We start from the raw sequence: 22469 nt of genomic DNA on the forward strand, positions 1-22469 counted from the left end.
ATTTGGTAGGACTAAAGTAGTTATTTATTTCTACATTCTCTCAGGAATAGAGATTCCTAATAAGTCTGTTGCTATAGTCATGGCTTTTACTGTTGCCATACATAATGCGATTCTTGATTTTTTTAGTTGTTCATCTTCAAGATTCATAATAGGACAATTTACATAAAATCTGTTAAAACTATTAGCAAGAGAGTATGCGTATTCACAAATGTGATGAGGCTGAGAATTTTCATAAGCACGAGATACTGCAATTGGGAATTGTATTAATTGTAGTTGTAGTTTTTCTTCATGCTCATTATCTGCTTTTGTTATTCTGTATTCTTTAGCTAGAACGTTGATGTCGTAATTCTCGCCGAAGACTTTTCTCAAAATAGCTTTTGCTCTAACTGTTGTATATAGTAGATACGGACCAGTTTTACCCTCGTACTGTGCGAACTTTTCTAAGTCAAAAATATAGTCATTAGCATAGTTGTTAACCAAATCACCAAACTTAATAGTTGCCATAGCGATTTGATTAATAATATTCTCATCGTTCTCTTCGGGCATTCTTTTATGAGCATAATTTTTCGCTTGAGATATTAGATCTGAAAGATGCATTACACCACCTTCACGTGTTTTAAATGGGCGACCATCCTTTCCATTTACGGTGCCAAATGCAACATGCTTAAGTTTACATTCTTCACTAATTACTTTTGTTCTCTTAGCAACACTAAATACCTGCTTAAAATGAAGGGATTGTCTTTTATCCACTACATAAATTATTTCATCAGGGTTTAAATCTTTAGCACGCTGCCATAGTGTCGCAAGGTCGGTAGTGCCGTACATCACACCCCCATCTTTTTTAATGACTATAAGTGGAGGAATACCTTCTTTGCTGGTGTCAATGACCCATGCTCCTTCATCTTCATATATAAAGTTATTTGTTTTAAAATGCTCGATCATTTCATCTACAAATTTATTTGCATCACTTTCGCCGAGCCATAAGTCAAAATGTACATCTAAACTATCAAAATCTTTTTTAATAGCTTCTATAGATATTCTCACAAAATGTTGCCATAGAGCTACATAACCTTTGCGACCTTGTTGAAGTTCAAAAGTTGCTTGTCTTGCTTTATCCATTTCGATAATATCAGATTTACATCTTTTTGAAGCTCTTGGATATATTTCAGCTAATTCTTGAACAGTTACAGGAGATTCTTTAGGGTACTCCCCATTGTAGCTTTCATCAAAGTAGACTAGATTTGGAGATTCTAGCTTTATTTCTTCTATCAACATACCCATTTGTGTACCCCAGTCACCAAGATGCACATCTGATATTACATTATCATTGCAGAATCTATGTAATCTTTGGAGAGCATCACCTAATAATGCTGATCTGATATGACCAACATGCATTGGTTTAGCAACATTTGGTCCACCAAAGTCTAAAACTACTTTCTTGGACTTTGAGTTGCCTTGTAGACCAAACTTGGATGAATTTAAGAATTTATCAGTTGTGGTTGCTAGAAACTTATTGGATAAAGATATATTTATAAATCCAGGCTTTGCTATTTCAAGTTTAGAAAAAATGTCTTCATTATCTATTTGCTCAATTATTTCTTGAGCTATTACTAGAGGTGCTTTTTTGGCAAATTTAGCTAGCGGCATCGCTCCATTGCATTGAAAGTGACCTACACCTTCGCGAGTAGATGTTACAACTTTAGCAAAACTCTGAGAGTATCCTAACTTTTCAAATGCTTGTGCAAATATGTCTGATAAATAATTTTCTATATTCATTGAAGTTAATCCAGTTCTTTGTTTTAGAAATTACCGTCTTTAAATTAAAAATGGAAAAATTTAGTAAATGTAGATATAATATCACGGTTATTTTTAAAAACTCAATAAAATTAAGGCTTTCAAAGGTCAAATATGTTAAAGGGGATTCACAGGTATTTACTAGTATGCTTCGGTACTGTAGCGTTTACGGTACAAGCGCATGCTGCGCGGATTATTAGTAAAAATCCTATCAAAGAAGATTGGAAATGTGAAATTGTAGATGGTCAGTGGAGCTGCAAAAGAGCAGAAAAGCCTAAGAACGTTTTTGATAAAGAAATTAGCGCTGCAGAGAAAGAAAAAGCTCTTGCTGATGACTTGGCATGGGTTAAAAAACCTGAAACTTTTGTGGGAGGTTATTACAGTAACGATTCACAGTTTACCCAAGCTTTATGTGCCTCGAAGAAGACTGATCTTAGTTACGAAAATTCTGAATTTGATAATGATGGTACATTAATTGCTTCTGGTAATGTACAAGTTCTTCAATGTGATCAAGAATTATATGGGAACAATGCTATAGTAAATTTAACGAGTGATAATAGTGCGATTAGATCAATGGTAATAACGGGTGATGTTATTGCTAAGCAACCATCTACAGGTATTGTAATTAGGACGAAAGAACTAGATTCTGATATGACTAATGGCACTTATAGTACTGGAGAAGCTTATTTTAGAATGGCTCGTGAGATGCCTGATACCAGGATTTACGATAAAGAGAATTTTACGGGTTATTTGCGTGGTTATGCAAAAACACTTAAGAAAGAAGAAGATGGTAATATAATGCTTTCTGATGGTTATATTACATCAGGTAGTCCATATGATAATGCGTGGAAGATAACTGGTAGTGATATTGATATTGATACTAATACAGAGATGGCATATGTTAAAAATGGTTTCTTCAAGATAGATGATGTGCCTGTGATGTACATACCATATTTTTCACATCCAATAAACGATAAGCGTAAATCAGGTTTCTTATTCCCAGGATTGGTGCAAAATAGTAATTCTGGTATAGGAGTTTCTGTACCATACTACTTTAATTTAGCACCAAACTATGATTTCTTACTTAATAACGTTATTTGGTCAGAAAGAGGTATTATGGAAAATGGTACTTTCAGATATATGACTAAATATTTTGAAGGAGAGTTTGATGGCTCTATTGTTCCATGGGACTTCAAAGAAGGTAGGATGAGAGGTGCATTTGATATAACTACTACTGGCAGTTATGCACTCGGAGATGGGACCTTATCTACAAATTTGATATACGAATATGTCAGTGATGAGAATTACTATAATGATTTCTCAGCAGGGAATGTTAATTTGGTTACTAAAACATTGCTTACTAGACAGTTTGATTTAAATTATGATAATGATTATGTTGATTCTGGGATAACAGTTTTAGATTATGGAGTTGTTAACCCTTCTATTGATTTAGCAAACATCCCTTATGCTAAACTGCCAGAGGTGAAATTTAATGTAACTTCTGATGGTTATACACCTGATTATGTAACACTAAGTGCAAATACTCTTAACACATATTTCTATAAATCACCTTGGGCAATAAACCCTGCGGTGTCGCCGACAGAAGGGACTAACGTAAGTGGCTTTAGATCTTATGAATCACCTAAAATTAAAGGTAATTTCAATAATGAGTGGGGCTATCTTAACCCTTCTTTAGAGTTGCCAATTCGTTATTATCAACTTGATAGAAAAGCAACTGATACAATCAAATTTAATAATAGTACGGTTACAAGTGTTTTACCTATATTTAATATAGATGCAGCTGCATATTTTGATAGGGATTATACGACTGAAGGTGGTTCATATACACAAACAATTAAACCAAGACTGTTCTACACATATATTCCTTATCAGAATCAAACAGATATTCCAATATTTGATACAAGTATGCAGAATGAGCAGTATATGCAGATGTTCCAAGTAAATAGATTTACAGGTTATGATAGAATTAATAATGCTAATCAGTTGACCTATGCCCTAGAAACATACACTACAAGCCAAGATGATGGAAGTACTTTAGCTTCTGCTAAAATTGGACAGATGGCATATTTTGAGGATAGAAAAGTTAATTTATGTCAAGGCGATGCAAAATGTCCATATCCTGGAATGGAAGATCAATATGCAAATGATATGTTTTCTCCTATTATGTCATCTTTTGAATTCCAGGTAGTAAAAAATATCTATTTATCAGCACAAATTAATTATAGGCTACAAACCTCAAAATTTGACTACCAGGTTTATCAATTATCATACAAAGATGAAAATGAGAATATCTTTAATATTTCTTATAATAGTATTGAAAATAACTGGAACTCTATTACACAAGAACAAATTAATAATGGACAAACTCCTCAGCCTCAAGAGACTATAACTTTATCAACACTGTTGAATATTACAGACCACTGGGGTATTACGGCTTTATGGAACTATAACTTTAAGCAACAGCAAATATCAAACGTATTTGCAGGTCTTCAGTACAATGCTAAGTCTTGGGCTCTTAGGGCTATGTGGCAAGCTAGTTCATATACTAATGAAGATCCAAATAACCCACAGAAATTAGCTGACTTGACAAATACTTTCTTATTAGAGTTTGAATTAAAAGGTCTTGGTGGAGTTGGAAATACTAGTAATTTATCTTCGCGCTTACAACAGATAAATGGCTATAAAGAGGGTCAGTGGGGAGAGGGCATATAATGAAGAGGCTACTGACTTCAGTTGTTATTACATTGCTGACTGTCTCTAGCGGTCTATCAGATATATCATCTAGCTTATTTCAAAATTCTTTTAATTCTAGTATCAATGCACCAACAGACTCACCAGAGATTTCTGAAGATAAAAGACATCTTGTTAACAAGACAGTAGCAATAGTTAATAGCAAACCTATTACTTCTTTTGAGTTAGATCAAGAAGTCGCAAAACTTGAAGCAATGAATCCAAATTCAAGCTTTAACTCTGATGCATTACAGCTTAGAAGGGAAGCTCTACAGGAGTTAATATCTCAGAGTGTATTGTTACAATTAGCTGAGCGAAATAATATAGTAATTTCTAATCAACAACTTGATGCTGCGATAAAAGATGTAGCAGCAAAAAATGGAGTTTCGGTTGAATCTCTAAAACTAAATATTGAAGCTTCAGGTATGCCTTTTGATAGTTATAAGAGAAGAATTAGAGAGCAACTCATGGTTGGTCAGCTACAGCAACAAGCTATTTCTCAACAAGTATATGTTTCACCAGAAGAAATTCAAAAATATATTAAGAAGCATCAAGAACAATTTGATAGAGAAATGGCTCCTGTTAAGCTTTATACTTTAAAAAATCTTATTGTAGCTTTACCAGATTCGAAAAAAGCGCAACAAAAGAAAATAGATTTATTTAAGAAACTAGCAATTGCAGTTAACAAAGGATATGTTGATTTTTCGGAAGTTGTTAAACAGTTTTCTCAAGCTCCTAATGCTACTTATGGAGGTATTGTTAGTCAACAAGTTAAATTTGATTCAATACCTAGTATGTATCAAGAGTATGTAAAAGATTTGAAAGAGCATGAAGTATCAGATCCTTTTATTGTAAATCATACATTACAAATGATATATATAGATAACATTGATGAAAGAGCACCAATGCTAAGTAAGAAAGTTACTAAATACTATGTATATGCTATTGAAATAAAATTAGATGGTGGTATGACAGAGGAAGGAGCTAAGAGTTCTCTAGATCGTGCAAGGCTTGCCATAGAGAGTGGACAGGATTTTACAAAGGTAGCTTTGAAATATAATCAAGACTATGATCATGCTAATGGTAAATTTAGATGGGTTTCTAGATTAGATAGTCCGCCTGCGATACCACCGGCAGCATTTGAAAAATTAGAGTCTATGAAAGAGGGAGAAATTTCTGAGCCTTTTCAAGCAGATCCTAAAACTTGGATGATTATGAAATATACAAAAGTTAAAGAGCATGACGCCGCAGAAGAGCTTAAAGAGCAAAAAGCTTTAGAAGCTATTTTCTCTGAGAAAGCTCAACAAGTTTATAAGACATGGTTAACCTCAATGAAAGATGACGCGTATATTGATATATTAGAAGATGATTTAAAAACACCAGAACTTTATTAAAATGCAATATAAAACAAAAGCTAAAAAATCATTAGGTCAAAATTTTCTACAAGATGAAAATATAATAAGAAAGATAGTCCAATTAGCCAATATTAAAAAGGATGATATAGTTCTTGAAATAGGTCCTGGTCTAGGAGCATTGACACGCTATATACTTACATGCTCTAATAATGTTAATGTTGTTGAGTTTGATGCTAGTGTTATTGATACTTTATTGCAAAATTGTAAAAAATATGGTGAACCAAAAGTTTATAATGAGGATTTTTTAAAGTTTGATTTGGATGTTGTAAGAGCTGAATTGCAACAGAAGTTGAAGCTTATTGGGAATTTACCTTACAATATTTCCTCACCAATATTATTTAAAGTAGTTGAGCAGAGTGACAAAATTATTGATGCACATTTTATGCTACAGAAGGAAGTTGTTGAGAGAATCGTATCTCAACCAAATTCAAAAACTTATGGTCGATTATCAGTGATTTTACAGTATCATTTTGATTGTAGTATGATATTGAAGATTCCTCCAGAAGTTTTTTATCCGCAACCAAAAGTTGACTCAGCAATTTTGCGCCTTAAACCAAAAGCTAATAAGTTGGTTATAAACGATTATGTTTTTTTTGAAAATATTGTTAAACAAAGCTTTGCGCAACGCAGAAAAACTCTGCATAATAATCTTAAGGGTATATTAAAAGAACTTGATGTTGATCCTAGTACTTTGCCTGTAGATACTAAGCTCAGAGCAGAAAACTTAAGTATGGAGGACTTCGTCAGTTTAGCAAATTTTTTAAAATAAGGTGTAAATGAATGGCTACATATGTTATCGGTGACGTACAGGGCTGTTATGATGAGCTACAATTGTTACTGCAAGATATAAAGTTTAATAAGCATAAAGATAAACTTATTTTTGCGGGAGATATTTTAAATAAAGGACCTAAGTCTCTTGAGACAGTTAATTTCATAATGTCTTTAGGAGAATCAGCGCAAGTTGTCTTAGGCAATCATGAGATATTATTTTTAGCAGTTAGTTATAATTATTTACCATCAAGTAATAAGAATACTTTTGATGATATTGTTAAAACTAAGAATTTGAAAGAAATTCAAGAGTGGCTGTGTAATCAAAGTCTTCTAGTGAAAGTAAATAACACTTTTATAGTTCATGCAGGAGTTCCACATATTTGGTCACCTAAAAAAGCGCTTAAAAGGGCTAATGAAATAGAGTTTGTTCTAAAAAATCCGACAACTAGAAGGCTTTTATTAGCTAATTTGTTTAGTAATGATATCGAGAAATGGAATAAAGAGTTAGAAGGTATTGATAGGTGGTTATGTATCCTCAATTATTTTACCAGAATGAGAACAATCGATAAAAATGGAAGGTTAAATCTTAAATTTAGTTCAACAATTGATCAAGTCCCTGAAAATTTTAAGCCATGGTTTAAACTTAAACATAAGAAATTTGAAAATAAGTATAAGATAGTTTTTGGTCATTGGGCAGCTATCAAAGGAGAAACAAAAGATAGTAATGTTATAGCTTTGGATACAGGTTGTGTTTTTGGGGGTAGGTTAAGCTGTTATTGTGTAGAGACGAATAAGCGTTATAGTGTTAAAGCTTTAAAAAGCTACAAGGATATTTAGTATGGATATTTTAGTTATTAATGGACCTAACCTTAATCTTTTAGGAAAAAGGCAGCCTCATATATATGGCAATAAAACTATTGATGATATTAATAATGAGTTGCATAAAACAGCGCAAAATAATAATGTAACTATTGATTTTTTTCAGAGTAATCATGAAGGAGAAATTGTTGATAAAATTCAACAATCAGTCGCAAAAATAATAATTATAAACCCCGCAGCATATACACATACAAGTATTGCGATACGAGATGCTTTTTTGGCGATAAATAAGCCTTTTATTGAAATACATTTGTCTAATATATATAATAGAGAAGAGTTTAGGACTAAGTCGCTTCTATCGGATATCGCTTATGGGTGCATATTTGGGTTTGGGCCAAACGGATATACATTAGCGCTAATAGAAGCAATTAACTATATTAATATGAAAGGAGAGTAGAACATGGATTTATTAAAAGCGATAGATAGAGTAGCAGAGATTCTTAACTCGAGTGATATCAAAGAAATTAGAGTAAAAGATGGTGGTTCGAGCATCTTTATGACAAAAAATAATACTGTTGCTACAGTTGTATCAGCAGCTCCTGCTGTAAGTAGTGTAACATCCGCTGCACCTGTTGTGGCTAGTACTCCAGCTCCAGTATCTGCTTCTAAGCAAGCAGAAGTAGCTTCGGAAATTAGCGGTGAAGAGATTAAGTCTCCTATGGTTGGTACTTTCTATAGTGCATCTTCGCCTGATGCAGCACCTTATGTTAAAGAAGGTCAAGAAGTTAAGAAAGGTGATGTTCTTTGTATAATCGAAGCAATGAAGATTATGAATAAAATTGAAGCTGAAAAAGCTGGTAAGATCGTTAAAGTAATCGCTAAAGATGGCGATGCTGTTCAATTTGATCAACCTTTATTTATTATTGAATAATAGCAAATCAATAATTTAAGTAGAGACTTCGTAAATCTAGTATAAACTTTTAAAGGTAATACAAAATGATTAAAAAAGTATTAATTGCCAATAGAGGTGAAATAGCCCTTAGAATATTAAGAGCATGTAGAGAGTTGGGGATTAAGACAGTAGCTGTATATTCAACTGCTGATGCTAATCTTATGCATGTAAAGTTAGCAGATGAAGCCGTTTGCATTGGTCCAGCTGCTCCTAATCTTAGTTACCTTAACATTCAAGCTATTATAGCAGCTGCTGAAATAACATCTGCAGATGCAATCCATCCAGGTTATGGTTTCCTATCTGAAAATGCAAAATTTGCAAAAGCAGTCGAAGAAAGTGGCTTCATATTTATTGGTCCACGTGCCGAAAATATTGAAGTAATGGGTGATAAAGTAGAAGCTATTAAGTATATGAAGAAAGCTGGAGTACCTTGTGTACCTGGTTCAGGTGGTCCATTAGGAAGTGATGAAAAGAAAAACTTAGAAATCGCTGAGCAAATTGGCTATCCTGTTATCATCAAAGCTGCTGGTGGTGGTGGCGGTCGTGGTATGAGTATCGTTAGAAAGAAAGAAGATTTGATCAGTGCTATCTCTCTTACTAAGAGTGAAGCAAGAATCGCTTTCAATAACGACATGGTATACATGGAGAAGTTTTTAGAAAATCCACGTCATATTGAAATTCAGGTTTTCGGAGATGGTCAAGGTAATGCTGTTTATTTATTTGAGAGAGATTGTTCAACTCAAAGAAGACACCAAAAGGTTATCGAAGAAGCTCCGGCAATCGGCTTGACTGATGAGCAGAGAAAACGTATTGGTGAACAGTGTGTTAATGCTTGTAAAATACTTAAATATCGTGGTGCTGGTACTTTCGAATTTTTATATGAGAATGGTGAGTTTTATTTCATTGAGATGAATACTAGAATTCAGGTTGAGCATCCAGTAACGGAGTCTATAACTTCTACAGATCTTATCAAAGAACAGCTCAAGGTTGCATCTGGTCTGGGATTAAGTTGGAAACAAGAAGATATTGCTATCGTTGGACATGCTATTGAGTGCAGGATTAATGCAGAAGATCCTGAGAGAATGATACCATCTCCAGGTAAGATAGATATGTATCATGCGCCAGCGGGTCCAAGAGTGCGTGTAGATTCACACATATATTCTGGTTATACTGTACCACCAAACTATGATTCAATGATAGCAAAAGTTATCGTAAGAGGTCATGACAGAACTACAGCATTACAGAAAATGCGTGCTGCACTTGAAGAAATGGTTATTAGTGGTATCAAAACCAATATACCTCTTCATCAAGAAATTCTGAATCATGAAGAATTCATCAAAGGTGGAACTAACATACATTTCTTAGAGAAAATGTTAGAAAAGAAAAAACAGTCTAAGTAAATCCTTTCTTTCGTATATATCTTCATTTAAATTTCTAGTTTTTTCTTATATAATTTTCTTAGTATTTAAATATAATAAAATATTTGCGAATTATGCATAATTTTCAAACTTTTCTTAAAATGACTAGAGAAGCAAAAGAGCTTCAGACAGAAACGGTGGCAGATGCTATAAATTTGTCAGTACAAACAATTGAGATAATTGAAGAAGCTGATAATGATTCATTGTTGCAGAACTCTAATAGTGTGCTTAAAAATCAGATCAGAAGATATTGTGAATACTTAGAAATTCCTGAGAAGAAGATAGTATCAATGCTTAACAAAATTGATGTTTTGTATTATAAGAAATCTCGTTATGGTAAGTTAAAGTTTTTTGATTATTTGAACAGGCTTGCAATTCTTATAATAGCAATAGCAATAATTGTTTTAGTCGTTAAACATATCAAAGAAAATATGTATATAGCGAGCACAGAAGAAGGCCCTAAATCATCTATAATATATACACCAATTAATTATGATCTGAATGAACCAGATCAACAGTCTATTGCTGATAACTCTTCTGCTTCTAGTGATGTATCTATTACTCAAAATAATATACCAACCTCAAATGATGAGATAAGCAGTGGCTCTTCTGTAGCAACAGAGTCAGAAAAAAATCCTCAAGGTACTGCTAACAGTAGCATGGCAGCTCATCCACCAGCAACTGCAAATATGAATGATATTGTCATAGATGATGATATTGATAGTAGCAGATAAACTTATAGTATTTTCTTATAATGAATGTTTTAAATAATGTTTTGTTAAGAGTAGAAAACTATTCTACTTTGTATATTCTATTTATAGATTTCTTATTATGCTTTGGTCTTAGTATAGTTATTTCTATACTTGGTAGCATTCTTGTTATCAAATATAAAAATACAATCAGGTTCACATTTGTTAAATCATTTAAGCTAACATTATATATTATAATTTGGTCCTACTTTATCAAAACCTGTGTTGATTTACCTGTAATAGTTCATCTACCAAATTATAAAGAAGTTATAATTCAGTATTCAGATAAAATTTTTGATTTTTGTATATATTTAGCAATTATTATCAGTTTATTTAAGTTTTTGTATAATAGTAAGAATATTTCTATTGAGAAGAAAAAAGCACAAAATAAAGATTCCTATAGTGACTTTAGAGATATTAATGCTATATATAAAGCTTTTGAACTAGGAGCTGTCGCTATCTCTGTTATACTAATCTTAGCAGCATTTAATGTACCTTTAACTGCTTTAGGAGCTTTTAGTGGTGTAGCTTTTGCTGGCTTAACTTTTTCTCAAAGTACACTGATTACAAATTTCTTTGGTGGATTATTTGTTATATTTAATCGCAAGTATTCTGAGGGTGATGTTATTTCATCAGACATCAATTCATCGATTAAGTTTAGTGGAACTATTAAAAAAATAGGTACTCTTACAACACAGGTTGATAATTATGAAACAGCACCAATGCATATTCCAAATTCGGTGTTTTTAAATACATGTATAACAACAACTTCACGTCGTACTCATAGACGGATAGTACAGTTTATAACTATTGATTATAAATACATAGATAAAATACCAGTTATAAAAGAAAAAATTCTTGCCGTACTTAAGTCTCATCCTAATATTGATCAGAATAAAACAGTATCAGTATCACTAGCTTCTAGTGGTAGTAATATTTCCGGTAGATCGGAGGGTAGCTTTGGAACTAATGGTATCAATTTACAAGTTTATGCTATGGTAAATAAGGTATTTTTTGTTGATTTTATAACAGCTCAAGATGAAGTGTTTTTGAGCATTGCAAAAGAGTTAAGAGACTTGAGCGTAGAGTTTGCAATAAATCCAATTACTTTGTATAAGTAGCATTATTGATTAATCTATAATGTTCAAATCTTGTATTTTGTCAATATTTTCTAAACTCATAAGAAGTCTATCGAAACCTAGTGCTACTCCAGAGCATTCTGGTATATTTTCTATACAAGTTAGAAGCTTATGATCTATATCTAAAGAACCCTTATTTTGTTGTTTCCTTATTTCGAGATCACTATCGAAGCGCTTGAGCTGTTCATCTTTATCAATTAGTTCATAGTATCCATTTGCTAGTTCAATACCATTACTAAATACTTCAAATCTTGCGGCTACTAGTTGTTGATTTTTATTATATATTTTTCTAGCGAGTGCCGATTGGTGGATTGTATAATCATAAATAAAATAGATAGTATCCTTTTGGTTAAGGTTTCTTTCAATTTTATAACTAAAAAGTATATCTAAACAATCTGCGATTGTTGGATTTGTCAGTCCTTGAATATCTCCAACAGTTTCTCTGACTATATCTTGTAAATGTTCTAGAGATATATCGTGAGGATTAATCTTATAATATTTTTCAAAAGCTTCATGATAACTTAAATACATAAAGTTTAAATCTGGTTTAAGCGCTAAGAATAAATTCTCCATCTCTTGCACTAGTTGCAGATAGTCAACACCTACTCGATACCACTCTATCATTGTAAATTCATGCTTATGGAGTTGTCCACAAGGCTCATCACGGAATGCTTTACAAATTTGGTATATACTACCGCTACCTGCAGCTAATAGCCTTTTCATTGCATACTCTGGGGAACTTTGGAGGTATCTTTTGCCAGAAACTGTCTCAATGCTAAAAACATCTATAAAAGGATCTGTTACACCAAATTCATAAGCTAAGGGTGTATCCACTTCGAGAACTTCTAAGTTTTTGAAATAAGTACGAATTTTTTCTAAATATTTCGCACGTTTTTTTATATTTGCTAAGCTCATTTTATGACTCTTATTTTACTAATATTTGCTAGATCAAACTCGTGAAGATTGTTATTATCATCTAAAATTTTTAGCATTAGATTATCAGTAACACCTTTTGCGATCCCTTGGAAACTCTTATTTGAATAGTTGAAGGTGATCTTTTTGTTCAGTGTGTAATCATACTTTGAAAAAGCTTCTAGAGTATCTAAGTAAGATTTCTCAAAATTATCAATAATATATCTTACTAAATCGACTATAACTTTAGATGAGTCTATCTCATGATTATTAATTATGGATAGTGATGTCCACTGCCTATCAATATCTTGATTAATATTTGTCATATTTACATTTATACCGATACCAATAACAATATCAAAACTATCTTTTTTGATATTTTTAGTTTCAATAAGTATTCCTACTAATTTATGATCTTTAAAATAAATATCATTTGGTAGTTTTATTTTTAGTTTTTCTTGTTGATCAACCGGAATATATTTCTTGATAGTTTCTAAAACTCCTAGTGCTACTTTAACGCTTATAAAAGGGTCTTCTGAGATGTTAAAGTTACAGCTAAATGCCAATGTTGAATAAATATTGTCATTGTTATCAGAGATCCATTTATCACCACGACGCCCACGCCCTTTAGTCTGTTGATCTGCATAGCAAAAATGATATTTATGTGATAGCTCTCTTTCTAGTAAATAGTCATTGGTTGAGCCTATTGTAGAGAAATGTTCAACATATATATCACCAATAACTGTATTGAGAGCGGTCTTAATATATTTATGATTTTTCATTTTTCGATAAGTTTAATATTGAGAGATAAGTTTGTCTGCCCGAGGAACTCTTCTTTTTGTAGTTCGTAACAAGCTTTTATAGTATCGCCAATAGCTATTTGTTCAGTTATTTTATTATCTGAAGCATTAAACCATATTGCTTTGATTGAAGGAATATTTTTATAGCGTAAAACTAGTTGAGCATGATTTTTATCTTTACCAACTAAACGTAGATTTTCTATAGTGAAGCTATTGTAAAATAGAGGTTTTTCAAATTCTCTGCCAAATGGTTCAAGAGATTCTATCTTTTCTAGAGTTTGTAGTTTGAAATCATTTTCATCAAGCTCAAAATCATACTCTAAAATAGGTTCTAAAGATATACTATTGTTTTTAACGAAATTGATAATTTCACTTTCAAATAAATCATAAAAAGTATCGAAATCAGATTTGTTAATTGTTAAGCCAGCAGCACCTTTATGACCACCATATTTTATCATCAAAGTAGGTGATTTACGTGCTATAGTATCAAGTATTGTTTTAATATTAATACTATCTACACTTCTAGCAGAGCCTGATATTATGTTAGAATCATTTTGTGTTTCAGAAAAAATAATCACAGGTTTACCAAACATTTCTTTGACTCTACTTGCTGTAATACCATGAATTCCAGAGTGACCATAATTAAGTAGTATACATAATGATTTGTTATTATTGTCTAATTGATGTGCTTTGGTTATTGCTTCATGAGTAAGCTTTTTTTGAATTTCTTTACGTTGACTATTTTGTTTAGTTAGGTTTTCGTAAGTTTCTTCAATTTTGCGTTCATCATTCTCAAGTAAAAAGCTAACAGACCCTAGTGCATCAGAAACTCTTCCGTCACTATTTAGCAAAGGAGCTATACTAAAACTAATATACTCACTTGATAATTTATCTTTATCTAAGAAGTCCCAACATAGACGATCATTGTTTTTTAGTTGCTCTATACCTAGTTTTGTAACAATGCGGTTGTTGTGACTATTTGCCATGCTAACACAGTCTGCAACTGTACCAATTGCAACAAAATCAAGTAAATTACTTAATCCGTAAGACTTAGATAATGATTTACCATTTTGCAGATATTTTCTACGAAGAGCCGCCATAAAAAGCCAAGAAACCATACAGCCAGCTATAGCTTTATCTGGATAATCACAATCATGTTGGGTTGGGTTAAGTATAGCTATAGCACTTTGCGGAGAACCTTCTGGAGGAATACCATGGTGATCTGTTACAATAGTGTCTATTCCATTTTGTTTAAGAACAGCAATTCTAGGCTCATCTGTTGAACCATTGTCAGCTGTTATAATAAGATTTGGTCTAATACTATCTGTTAATATTCTATTCATCAAAGACTCAGACAGACCATATCCTTCCTGCATCCTGTGACCTATATATGAGCGAATCTTATCTTTAGGATAGTTAAATATCTTTGTCAGTGCCTCATATAAAATTGCATGAGATGTTTGCCCATCACAGTCATGATCAGTTTCCAATCCAATAACTTCATTATTTTGTAATGCTTGAAAAAGTCTATCTACAGCTTTATCGATATCTTTGAAGAGAAAGGGGGACGATAGATCCTTGATTGATCCTTTCAATATAAGATCAATATTCTCAAAATTACTTACTCTAGAAGAGATTATTTTTGATAAGAATGTATCGTAACCTTTTGATATCAAAGTATCTAAAACTTTTTGGTTAATTTGTTTTTGTTTTATTAGCATAGATTTATATTAGAAATATTTTTTTTACCACTGAGGTGGTTTCGACACATATTTACACCTGATATAAACAGTAATGCTAAAGGTATCGCAAAGAATATACCCCATAATCCCCAAATACCACCAAATATAAGAATAGACGATACTACTCCTACAGGGTGGATATTTAGAACTTCAGAGAAAAGAAGAGGGACTAGCAAGTTACCATCTAAAGCTTGGATAATAAAGAATACGATCAGCATTGATACAAATGTACCATTTAGCCCAAACTGTAAAATACCAACCATGACGACTGGGATTGTAATAATAACCATTCCAACATAAGGTATAATTACCGATAAACCAACACCAACAGCTAATAGCAATGCATAGTTTAAATTAAAATACGCGAAACCCATATATGTTACGATAGACACTATAATCAACTCAATAGCTTTGCCTCTAACATAATCAGCAAGTTTAGGTTTAAGATCATTCCAAACGAAATATAATGCACCATTTTGTTCTGGTAAAAATGATTTAAACCAGTTAATCATTCTTGCTTTATCTTTTAGAAAGTAAAACACCATAAGAGGTACTAAAAATAGATATATCAAAACAGAGAAAAGAAAAGGAATTGTAGTAGCAGTATTTTGTAGAATAAAAGATCCTATATTTGAGCTTATCTTTTGCCAGTCAATACTATCAAACCAAGTTACTATAGAATTGATTCTAGCCTCGGTAAGTATTGTTGGATATTTCACAGATAACTGCTCTAAGCTTTCTTTTAAACTAGATAGTGTATGTGAAGCTTGTTTAATAAAATCAATTAGCTGATTAACAATAATTGGTAATAAGACAAATATTAGTGATAAAAGTAATATAAGGAATAATATATAAACGAAGTACACTAAGATGATACGTTTTATCTTGGTGAATTTCTGTAATATATTTACAAGAGTATCTAATAGATAGGCAATAACAAGAGCAGCTAATATAGGAGCTATATAATTGCCTAAAAATGTTAAAACTAAGTAGAAGAATAGCATTAAGCCAAAAAAGACAATTGGCTCATTATTTTGATATCTATCGCGATACCAGCTTTTTATAGTTCGTAAAATCATTTATGATTAAATCATTATTAAATTTGAAGATATTGTAACAGTTTTAAAAAAAATTGAATATATAAAGGTATCAAAAGTAAACTTAAGAAGAAGCTATTTTTTGATAGTTATGACAGCCGGGATGATTAGTGTTACAATGATTCCACCTATAAGCATCATATCAAAGTTGAAAACAGACATAGCCATACTATCTATAGGTATGAATCCAACTATAATCGCAACAATACATCCAATACATCCTAACAGAGCCATTAGTATAGTCCCAAAAGAGCCTTTACATATTTCATATTGACCTTCTTGAAGAGGAGAGCTTATCTTAAGCTTCACAGCTGTAATAAACATAAGTATATATGCAATAACAGCTAATTGAGCCGTTAGATCACTAAGATACCAGTAAGCCTCATTGACTGATGGCATAAATATATATGAAAAACAAAATACTGTAAAAATAAGGGCCTGAGTTATCAGCATAGTATCAGGAGCATCATTTTTGTTAGTTCTACCAAATGCTTGAGGTAGGATATTGTCATTACTGACAACCATAAATGCTCTAGATAATCCCATAATCCAAGCTGAAGTTGTTGTAAATGCGCCAAATATTAAGGTAATAGCAATAATATATGTCATCCACGGCATATTGATTTGGTTAAAGAAGTAGTGAAATGAAACCATCAATCCTGTAACAATATCAACATCACCAATCTGTAGCTGACTACTAACTAAAATCACTGCAATATTTGATAATATCAAAGAACCTAGTATTACAGAGCCTGAGATTAGTAAAGCTCTAGGGAAGTTCTTTTTAGCATTTTTGACGTTAGCTGCATGAATTGCACTCATTTCTAGACCAAATAGACTAAACATAACCGTTATAAATAAAGCCCAGCTACTTATGTTATTGCCAGATGGGATAAAATCAGTAACTGTGGGTAAAACTATCTCGGAGCTATGAGAAAACGACCAAACAATAGCTATTAATATAATAATAAACATCGGAAGAAGTGTACCTATGATAGCACCAAGAGTACTTACTGTACTTGATGTTTTGATACCGAATAAGTTTATAGCTGTAGCACTCCAAAACATTACTAAACTCATTGATATCATATACCATGGATTAGCTACCAGCTCATTAGCATTTTGACCTATGGAAGGAGCTATTACATAAGCTATGATACCAGCGAAAAAGCCACAAATTGAAGGAAACCATACGAGGTTATAAACCCATTGTATCCATATCACTAGAAAGCCTAATCTTTTACCAAAAGCTTTTTTGACCCAGATATAAATACCACCAGTCTCTTGAGATGATCCTGTAGACATCTCAGCAGTAAGTAGTGCACATGGAACTAAAAAGAAAATACCTGCAAGAATATAAAATGTAATAACAATCCAGCCAGCTTGAGCCGTGATTGATATGTTTCTTAAGCTATCAACAGCAATAATATTTATCATTATTAGTCTGATTAGACCAAACTTTTTACTACTAATAATTTGTTCCATTATTCCACTTTTCTATTTCTCCGATACCACGGTTTAGTATATACTTAAAGGAATTTTATAACAACTAGAGCGTGTGTTACTTTTATGAAACGAAAAGTTTTTGTTTTGGGCCTGCTAGTTAGCTTACTAAATGTGGCTTATTCTGAAGAAGATTCGTATATTTGTGATAATAAAATTCTCAAAAATCCAATTATAGCATCAGAGTCTAGAACCCAGTTAAATTTTACAAACTGGGCTGACTATATATCTCCTGATATAGTTCCTTGTTTTTCAGAGTTGTCTAATACTAGAGTTAAGTATATATATACATCTGATGATAATATGACAAGAGCGAAGATAATGACGGGCTCTTCAGGTTTTGATTTGATAGAGCAGGGTGCTTTGTATTTGAATAGTGAGATAGCATCGAATGCTCTTATCAAGTTAGATAAGTCAAAGTTACCGAATCTTGATTATCGTAATAAAGTTATCTATGATAAGGTGTCTCAAATTAATGATCCAGGTAATAACTATGCTGTAGTATATAGTTATGGAACTACTGGACTAGCTTATAACAAACAAGAAATAGAACAAAGATTAGGAAAGGATGTTGTTCCTAATAGTTGGAAATATGTATTTGATAAAAAGTATCTCAAACAGATAGCGCCATGTGGAGTCTCATTGCTTGATGAGCCTGAGCAGATTTTTGGTAATTATTTCTTCTATCATGGTATTGATCCTAATACTAATAGTAAAGCCGAATATGAGAAGGCAGCTCTAGATATTATCAAAAACGTACGTCCATATATTAAGTATTTTGATAGTAATAAATATCAAAATGATTTCACGGCTGGTAATCTTTGTCTAGTAATGGGATACTCTGGCGATGTGGTTAGATCTGTTGAAAGAGCAAAGACTGTTAACCCTGATGTGACTTTAGCTTATGTGATACCTAAAGAAGGTACTAATATTTGGTTTGATATGTTAATGATTCCAAAAGGAGCTAAAGATCTTGATAAAGCTTATGCTCTTATGAATTATATTATAGATCCATACGTAGCAGCTCAAAATAGTAATTATTTATATCAGCCTAATGCAGTAACACAAAATGAAAAATATTTAGATGATATATTTAATGATACGAATATCAGACCTATTGATGAGATGATCAAAAAAATGTATGTTCTTAATATTCATGATGCAGAAATGCAGAGTTTCATCAGCAGAATGTGGATGAATGTTAAATATGGCATAGAATTTACACCAAAGTACTATAAGCCCGCTCAAAATAACTAATGTGCATACATACCTACGCTAAACTACTAGCAAGTATAGGGTAGGTAACAAGCATTATCTGAGTTATATTAACTAAATAGTGAGTTGTAATACTTGCTAATAGATTATTTGTAGAATTATATGATAATCCATAAATAATACTTGCAAAAAAAGCAAGAATTGCAAATTTATAGTTTGCAAAAACTAAGTGTGCTGTTGCGAATAAAATAGCTATTATGAGTATAGATAAATATTTATTTAAATAATTGTTAAATATGTTCTTTTGTAATAATCCTCGCCAGAAAACTTCTTCATAAAAACAAGTAAAAAATAAATTTTGAATCATAAATATGATAATCAAATTATTAAATTTAATATCCCATTTAACAAAATTGAAGTTAAATGCTATACCTCCAATTATAAGAATAGCTAATAAACCATAAAAAATACCGAATAATATAGATTTCATAATCTTGTATTTTAACTCTTGTACTAGAGTTGGTATCGCCACAGTAATTATTGATAATCCTACAAATAGAGAGTCAAACTTTAAAGTCATAGAGTATGGTATAGCATCAGGCGAGACCAGTATGTTTTTATATAAATTCAGATTGTTAAATCCTGGAAGTATATGCAGCATCAGCAAGTATGCAAATAAAGCTAATATGATTTTAAATATAATGTGATTATATTTATTCACAACTATAGAAAATGCTAAAAATAATAATAGAATTAAAGCACCAATTAAATTTACAATATTAGTCAATAAACCTATTAATAATGACAATATTAGAAATATTATATATTTATAGTCGCCATTTTGTGAATTCATTGAAATACCTATAGATGCATGATTTTAAATATATTTTAAGATCCTGAATATTATAGTTATGATTTGATCTCTGCTAATATTCGATGATAATTCTTAAATCTAACAGGGTTAATATGACCTTGTTTAACTTGCTCGACAATTTGACAACCTTTAGATCCCTCTTCATGTGAGCAATTTCTGAATTGGCACATCCCTTTATATTTTTTGAAATCTAAGAAACCATCAAAAAGCTCTTCTTTTGTGATATGCCAAAGTCCAAATTCTCTTATGCCAGGAGAGTCGATTATATTAGTGGTATCATCTATCTCGTACAAAGTAGAGCATGTAGTAGTATGACGTCCTTTTTTGGTAGAATCTGATACAGCAGTTGTTGCAGTGATTTTTTCACCTAGTATTGTATTTAATGTTTCAGACTTGCCAACACCAGATTGGCCTAAGAATATAGATGTTCTGTCTTTAAGTTCTTCAAGAAGGTTATCAATTCCTATATTGTTTTGTGCAGATATATAAAAAACTTTATAGCCAATTTCTTGGTAAACATTTGCTAGATTTTGAATATGTTTTTTATATTCTTCTGTTTGATTGTCTATCTTATTGATAACAATAATAGGTTCTATAATACTATTATGTAATGCAGCTAGATATCTATCAATATAGTGCTCAACTGGTGCTGGAGAGTGTGCAATAATTATTACAGCATTATCAATATTTGCGGCAATATTTTTATTTTTACGCTGATATTGATTTGGACGAGAAATTAGATTCTTTCTATCAAGTAATTTACTAATGACATATGTTGAATTTGTATATTCTAATTCTACATTATCACCAACAGTGAGTTCACCTTTTAAGTGGCTTCGTAATAGTGCCGAAACTTTCTCGCCATTTGTAAGTTTGACAGAGATATTGCCACCAAAATTCGTTATGATTTTTCCTTGCAAGAATGTACAATTTTAATTACTTAATATTAGAATTAATTATAAGCTTTATTTATAAAAATGCTAATAATGTCTTGTATATATTTGAATAAAAATATTATCTTTGTTAGTATCGAGAGATTAAGAAAGAAAATTTATATTTAATCTTAAAGAAGAATTAAAGGAGAAATAATGAAAAAAACTAAAATTTTAGCATTAATGGCTTTGGCAACGTTTGGTGCGACAAGTTTTTCTTATGCAGATGATGCAGGAGGTGTTAATTTATCACCAGAAGGTTACTGGGTACAATTTGATGAAGATCCAGATGCTGGCAAAGGAATGCCAGAAGGTATTATTCATACTTATTATGCAGAGAATGATGAGTATGGCAAGAAAGGTACGCTACAGATGGAAATCGTAGTTCCATTAATGAATGTAAATGCATCTGGTAAGCCGGCTAAGCCAAGAGCAACTTGTAATAACTGTTCAAACAGTTCTTACAATGGCTTTAGCTATAAAGGTAAAAATGCCCCTCTACAAGGTTTTGTGTTTGCAGGCAATATGCAACCACAATCAAGTACAGGTGTTGCTGGTCAAAGTAGTGATGTATATAAAGATGGTGGTGTAATAAATCCAAATGATGGTAAAGTTTATGCATCGGAAGCACAAGTTCAAGATGCAGGCAGAACAATGTATGCAAAAGCAGCTTATATTGTTTGGGGCAAAGAATTAGGTAGTAAGGCGGCTTACTGGCAAAGAATCACAAAAGCTGATTATGAAAAAGTTAAAGCGGACTGTGGCGTAACTGCTGATGGACAATATGTAAATAAAGATGAGAAAGTTACTGCTATTTGTACTAACTATCCTGTTGAGCAATTTGGTGTTAAAAGTCCTGTCTAATTAAGTTTGTATAATTACAATTTTTCTTTATACTTTATCTTAAAAGTCATAACAAATTTCTACAATGATTAAAAAAATTACTTTTCTAATTTTTGGTTTTTTAGTGGCTATGACTAGCTATGCGAAATTTGATAGATCAAATATTAATGGCTACTGGTTACAGAGGGATGATGCTACAAATACAAATGTTGGTGTAATTCATGCTTATACTAATGACCATGGTAGTTTAAATGCTAAAATGTTTGTACCACTAGCAAATGTTGATGATGGTAAGATTCACCCACCTATGGTCTACTGTAAAAATTGTGGTAAGGGTGATGCTTATGGACATAAATATGATTACTCTAGTGGACATGATACATATCAAGGGTTAGAATTTGTCTGGGATATTAAAAAATCAGGTTCTGCTGATAAATCACATGGAAAAGGATCTGTTTATACTGAAGGATCTGTACTAAATCCACATGATGGTAAATTTTATCATGTCAAAGCTCAAACTATAGAAGATGGCGATAAAGTTTATGTTAGAGCTTTTTGGGGATTTTTAGGTAAAGATGAATACTGGCAAAGAATACCTAAATCCCAAGCTAATAAAATAAAATGGGAATGTGGTCTAACGAAAGATAAAATCTATCCATATCAAGATAAGTCTGGCAAGATTATCGATCAGGAGCTATGGAAGGAGTGTTCAACAAGAGATTTTGTAAAAGATCCTTTATGAT

The 22469-nt window shown here is 31.9% G+C and carries 20 protein-coding genes; 12 read left to right on the forward strand and 8 right to left on the reverse strand.

Annotation, left to right across the window (positions count from 1 at the left end; all coding sequences use genetic code 11):
- Positions 1–30 precede the first annotated feature (30 nt).
- Positions 31–1776 carry an arginine--tRNA ligase gene (gene argS, locus ACKTR7_RS07960; RefSeq protein ID WP_407877806.1) on the reverse strand — a complete coding sequence of 582 codons (1746 nt, stop codon included), beginning with the start codon at positions 1774–1776 and terminating at the stop codon, positions 31–33.
- 132 nt (positions 1777–1908) lie between these two features.
- Between argS and ACKTR7_RS07965 the strand changes: the two genes are divergently transcribed.
- From ACKTR7_RS07965 to ACKTR7_RS08005, 9 genes are all read left to right on the forward strand, one after another.
- Positions 1909–4527, forward strand: coding sequence for an LPS-assembly protein LptD (locus ACKTR7_RS07965; protein ID WP_407877807.1), 2619 nt, complete (start codon positions 1909–1911; stop codon positions 4525–4527).
- Positions 4527–5939 (forward strand): SurA N-terminal domain-containing protein, encoded by a 1413-nt coding sequence (locus ACKTR7_RS07970; RefSeq protein ID WP_407877808.1) that lies wholly within the window; start codon positions 4527–4529, stop codon positions 5937–5939. Before ACKTR7_RS07965 ends, ACKTR7_RS07970 begins: the two co-directional genes overlap by 1 nt.
- A gap of 1 nt (position 5940) precedes the next feature.
- Positions 5941–6729 (forward strand): 16S rRNA (adenine(1518)-N(6)/adenine(1519)-N(6))-dimethyltransferase RsmA, encoded by a 789-nt coding sequence (gene rsmA / locus ACKTR7_RS07975; protein WP_407877809.1) that lies wholly within the window; start codon positions 5941–5943, stop codon positions 6727–6729.
- Between the two features lie 11 nt (positions 6730–6740).
- Entirely contained in the window at positions 6741–7568 is an 828-nt protein-coding gene (locus ACKTR7_RS07980) for a symmetrical bis(5'-nucleosyl)-tetraphosphatase (protein ID WP_407877810.1), read from the forward strand.
- 1 nt (position 7569) lies between these two features.
- Positions 7570–8007: a type II 3-dehydroquinate dehydratase gene (gene aroQ, locus ACKTR7_RS07985; RefSeq protein WP_407877811.1), complete on the forward strand. Its 438-nt coding sequence runs from the start codon at positions 7570–7572 to the stop codon at positions 8005–8007.
- 3 nt (positions 8008–8010) lie between these two features.
- Positions 8011–8481 (forward strand): acetyl-CoA carboxylase biotin carboxyl carrier protein, encoded by a 471-nt coding sequence (gene accB / locus ACKTR7_RS07990; protein ID WP_407877812.1) that lies wholly within the window; start codon positions 8011–8013, stop codon positions 8479–8481.
- A 65-nt stretch (positions 8482–8546) separates the two neighbouring features.
- A complete protein-coding gene (accC, locus tag ACKTR7_RS07995; RefSeq protein ID WP_407877813.1) occupies positions 8547–9902 on the forward strand; it encodes an acetyl-CoA carboxylase biotin carboxylase subunit in 1356 nt (451 codons plus the stop codon).
- Between the two features lie 92 nt (positions 9903–9994).
- Complete coding sequence (locus ACKTR7_RS08000; RefSeq protein ID WP_407877814.1) at positions 9995–10654, forward strand: helix-turn-helix domain-containing protein; 660 nt, start codon at positions 9995–9997, stop codon at positions 10652–10654.
- 20 nt (positions 10655–10674) lie between these two features.
- Positions 10675–11790: a mechanosensitive ion channel family protein gene (locus ACKTR7_RS08005; RefSeq protein ID WP_407877815.1), complete on the forward strand. Its 1116-nt coding sequence runs from the start codon at positions 10675–10677 to the stop codon at positions 11788–11790.
- A 9-nt stretch (positions 11791–11799) separates the two neighbouring features.
- Here ACKTR7_RS08005 and epmA read toward each other — a convergent pair whose 3' ends face one another.
- The 5 genes from epmA to gadC all read right to left on the reverse strand — a co-directional run bounded on the left by epmA (position 11800) and on the right by gadC (position 17844).
- The gene (gene epmA / locus ACKTR7_RS08010) at positions 11800–12723 is read right to left on the reverse strand and encodes an EF-P lysine aminoacylase EpmA (protein WP_407877816.1); all 924 of its coding nucleotides are present in this window, start codon (positions 12721–12723) and stop codon (positions 11800–11802) included.
- Positions 12720–13502: a biotin--[acetyl-CoA-carboxylase] ligase gene (locus tag ACKTR7_RS08015; protein ID WP_407877817.1), complete on the reverse strand. Its 783-nt coding sequence runs from the start codon at positions 13500–13502 to the stop codon at positions 12720–12722. Before ACKTR7_RS08015 ends, epmA begins: the two co-directional genes overlap by 4 nt.
- The gene (recJ, locus tag ACKTR7_RS08020; protein WP_407877818.1) at positions 13499–15241 is read right to left on the reverse strand and encodes a single-stranded-DNA-specific exonuclease RecJ; all 1743 of its coding nucleotides are present in this window, start codon (positions 15239–15241) and stop codon (positions 13499–13501) included. The genes ACKTR7_RS08015 and recJ overlap by 4 nt, the downstream gene beginning before the upstream one ends.
- Positions 15235–16341, reverse strand: a complete 1107-nt coding sequence (locus ACKTR7_RS08025) for an AI-2E family transporter (RefSeq protein WP_407877819.1) — start codon at positions 16339–16341, stop codon at positions 15235–15237. Before ACKTR7_RS08025 ends, recJ begins: the two co-directional genes overlap by 7 nt.
- A 93-nt stretch (positions 16342–16434) precedes the next feature.
- Positions 16435–17844 (reverse strand): glutamate transporter GadC, encoded by a 1410-nt coding sequence (gene gadC / locus ACKTR7_RS08030; RefSeq protein WP_407877820.1) that lies wholly within the window; start codon positions 17842–17844, stop codon positions 16435–16437.
- An 84-nt stretch (positions 17845–17928) separates the two neighbouring features.
- On the opposite strand from gadC, the gene ACKTR7_RS08035 reads away from it, so the two are divergent.
- Positions 17929–19119 carry a polyamine ABC transporter substrate-binding protein gene (locus tag ACKTR7_RS08035; protein WP_407877821.1) on the forward strand — a complete coding sequence of 397 codons (1191 nt, stop codon included), beginning with the start codon at positions 17929–17931 and terminating at the stop codon, positions 19117–19119.
- A gap of 13 nt (positions 19120–19132) precedes the next feature.
- On the opposite strand, the gene ACKTR7_RS08040 is transcribed toward ACKTR7_RS08035, so the two are convergent.
- Both ACKTR7_RS08040 and rsgA read right to left on the reverse strand, forming a co-directional pair.
- Positions 19133–19930, reverse strand: coding sequence for a CPBP family intramembrane glutamic endopeptidase (locus tag ACKTR7_RS08040; protein WP_407877822.1), 798 nt, complete (start codon positions 19928–19930; stop codon positions 19133–19135).
- A gap of 56 nt (positions 19931–19986) precedes the next feature.
- On the reverse strand, positions 19987–20871 hold the full coding sequence (rsgA, locus tag ACKTR7_RS08045; RefSeq protein WP_407877823.1) for a ribosome small subunit-dependent GTPase A: 885 nt from the start codon (positions 20869–20871) through the stop codon (positions 19987–19989).
- Positions 20872–21039: 168 nt separating this feature from the next.
- Between rsgA and ACKTR7_RS08050 the strand changes: the two genes are divergently transcribed.
- Together ACKTR7_RS08050 and ACKTR7_RS08055 are read left to right on the forward strand one after the other, a co-directional pair.
- Positions 21040–21747: a DUF2147 domain-containing protein gene (locus ACKTR7_RS08050; protein ID WP_407877824.1), complete on the forward strand. Its 708-nt coding sequence runs from the start codon at positions 21040–21042 to the stop codon at positions 21745–21747.
- Between the two features lie 109 nt (positions 21748–21856).
- Positions 21857–22468 carry a DUF2147 domain-containing protein gene (locus ACKTR7_RS08055; protein WP_407877866.1) on the forward strand — a complete coding sequence of 204 codons (612 nt, stop codon included), beginning with the start codon at positions 21857–21859 and terminating at the stop codon, positions 22466–22468.
- Position 22469: the final 1 nt, after the last annotated feature.

Source organism: Francisella sciaenopsi (assembly GCF_045862875.1).
In the GTDB taxonomy this organism is placed as follows: Bacteria; Pseudomonadota; Gammaproteobacteria; order Francisellales; family Francisellaceae; genus Francisella; species Francisella sciaenopsi.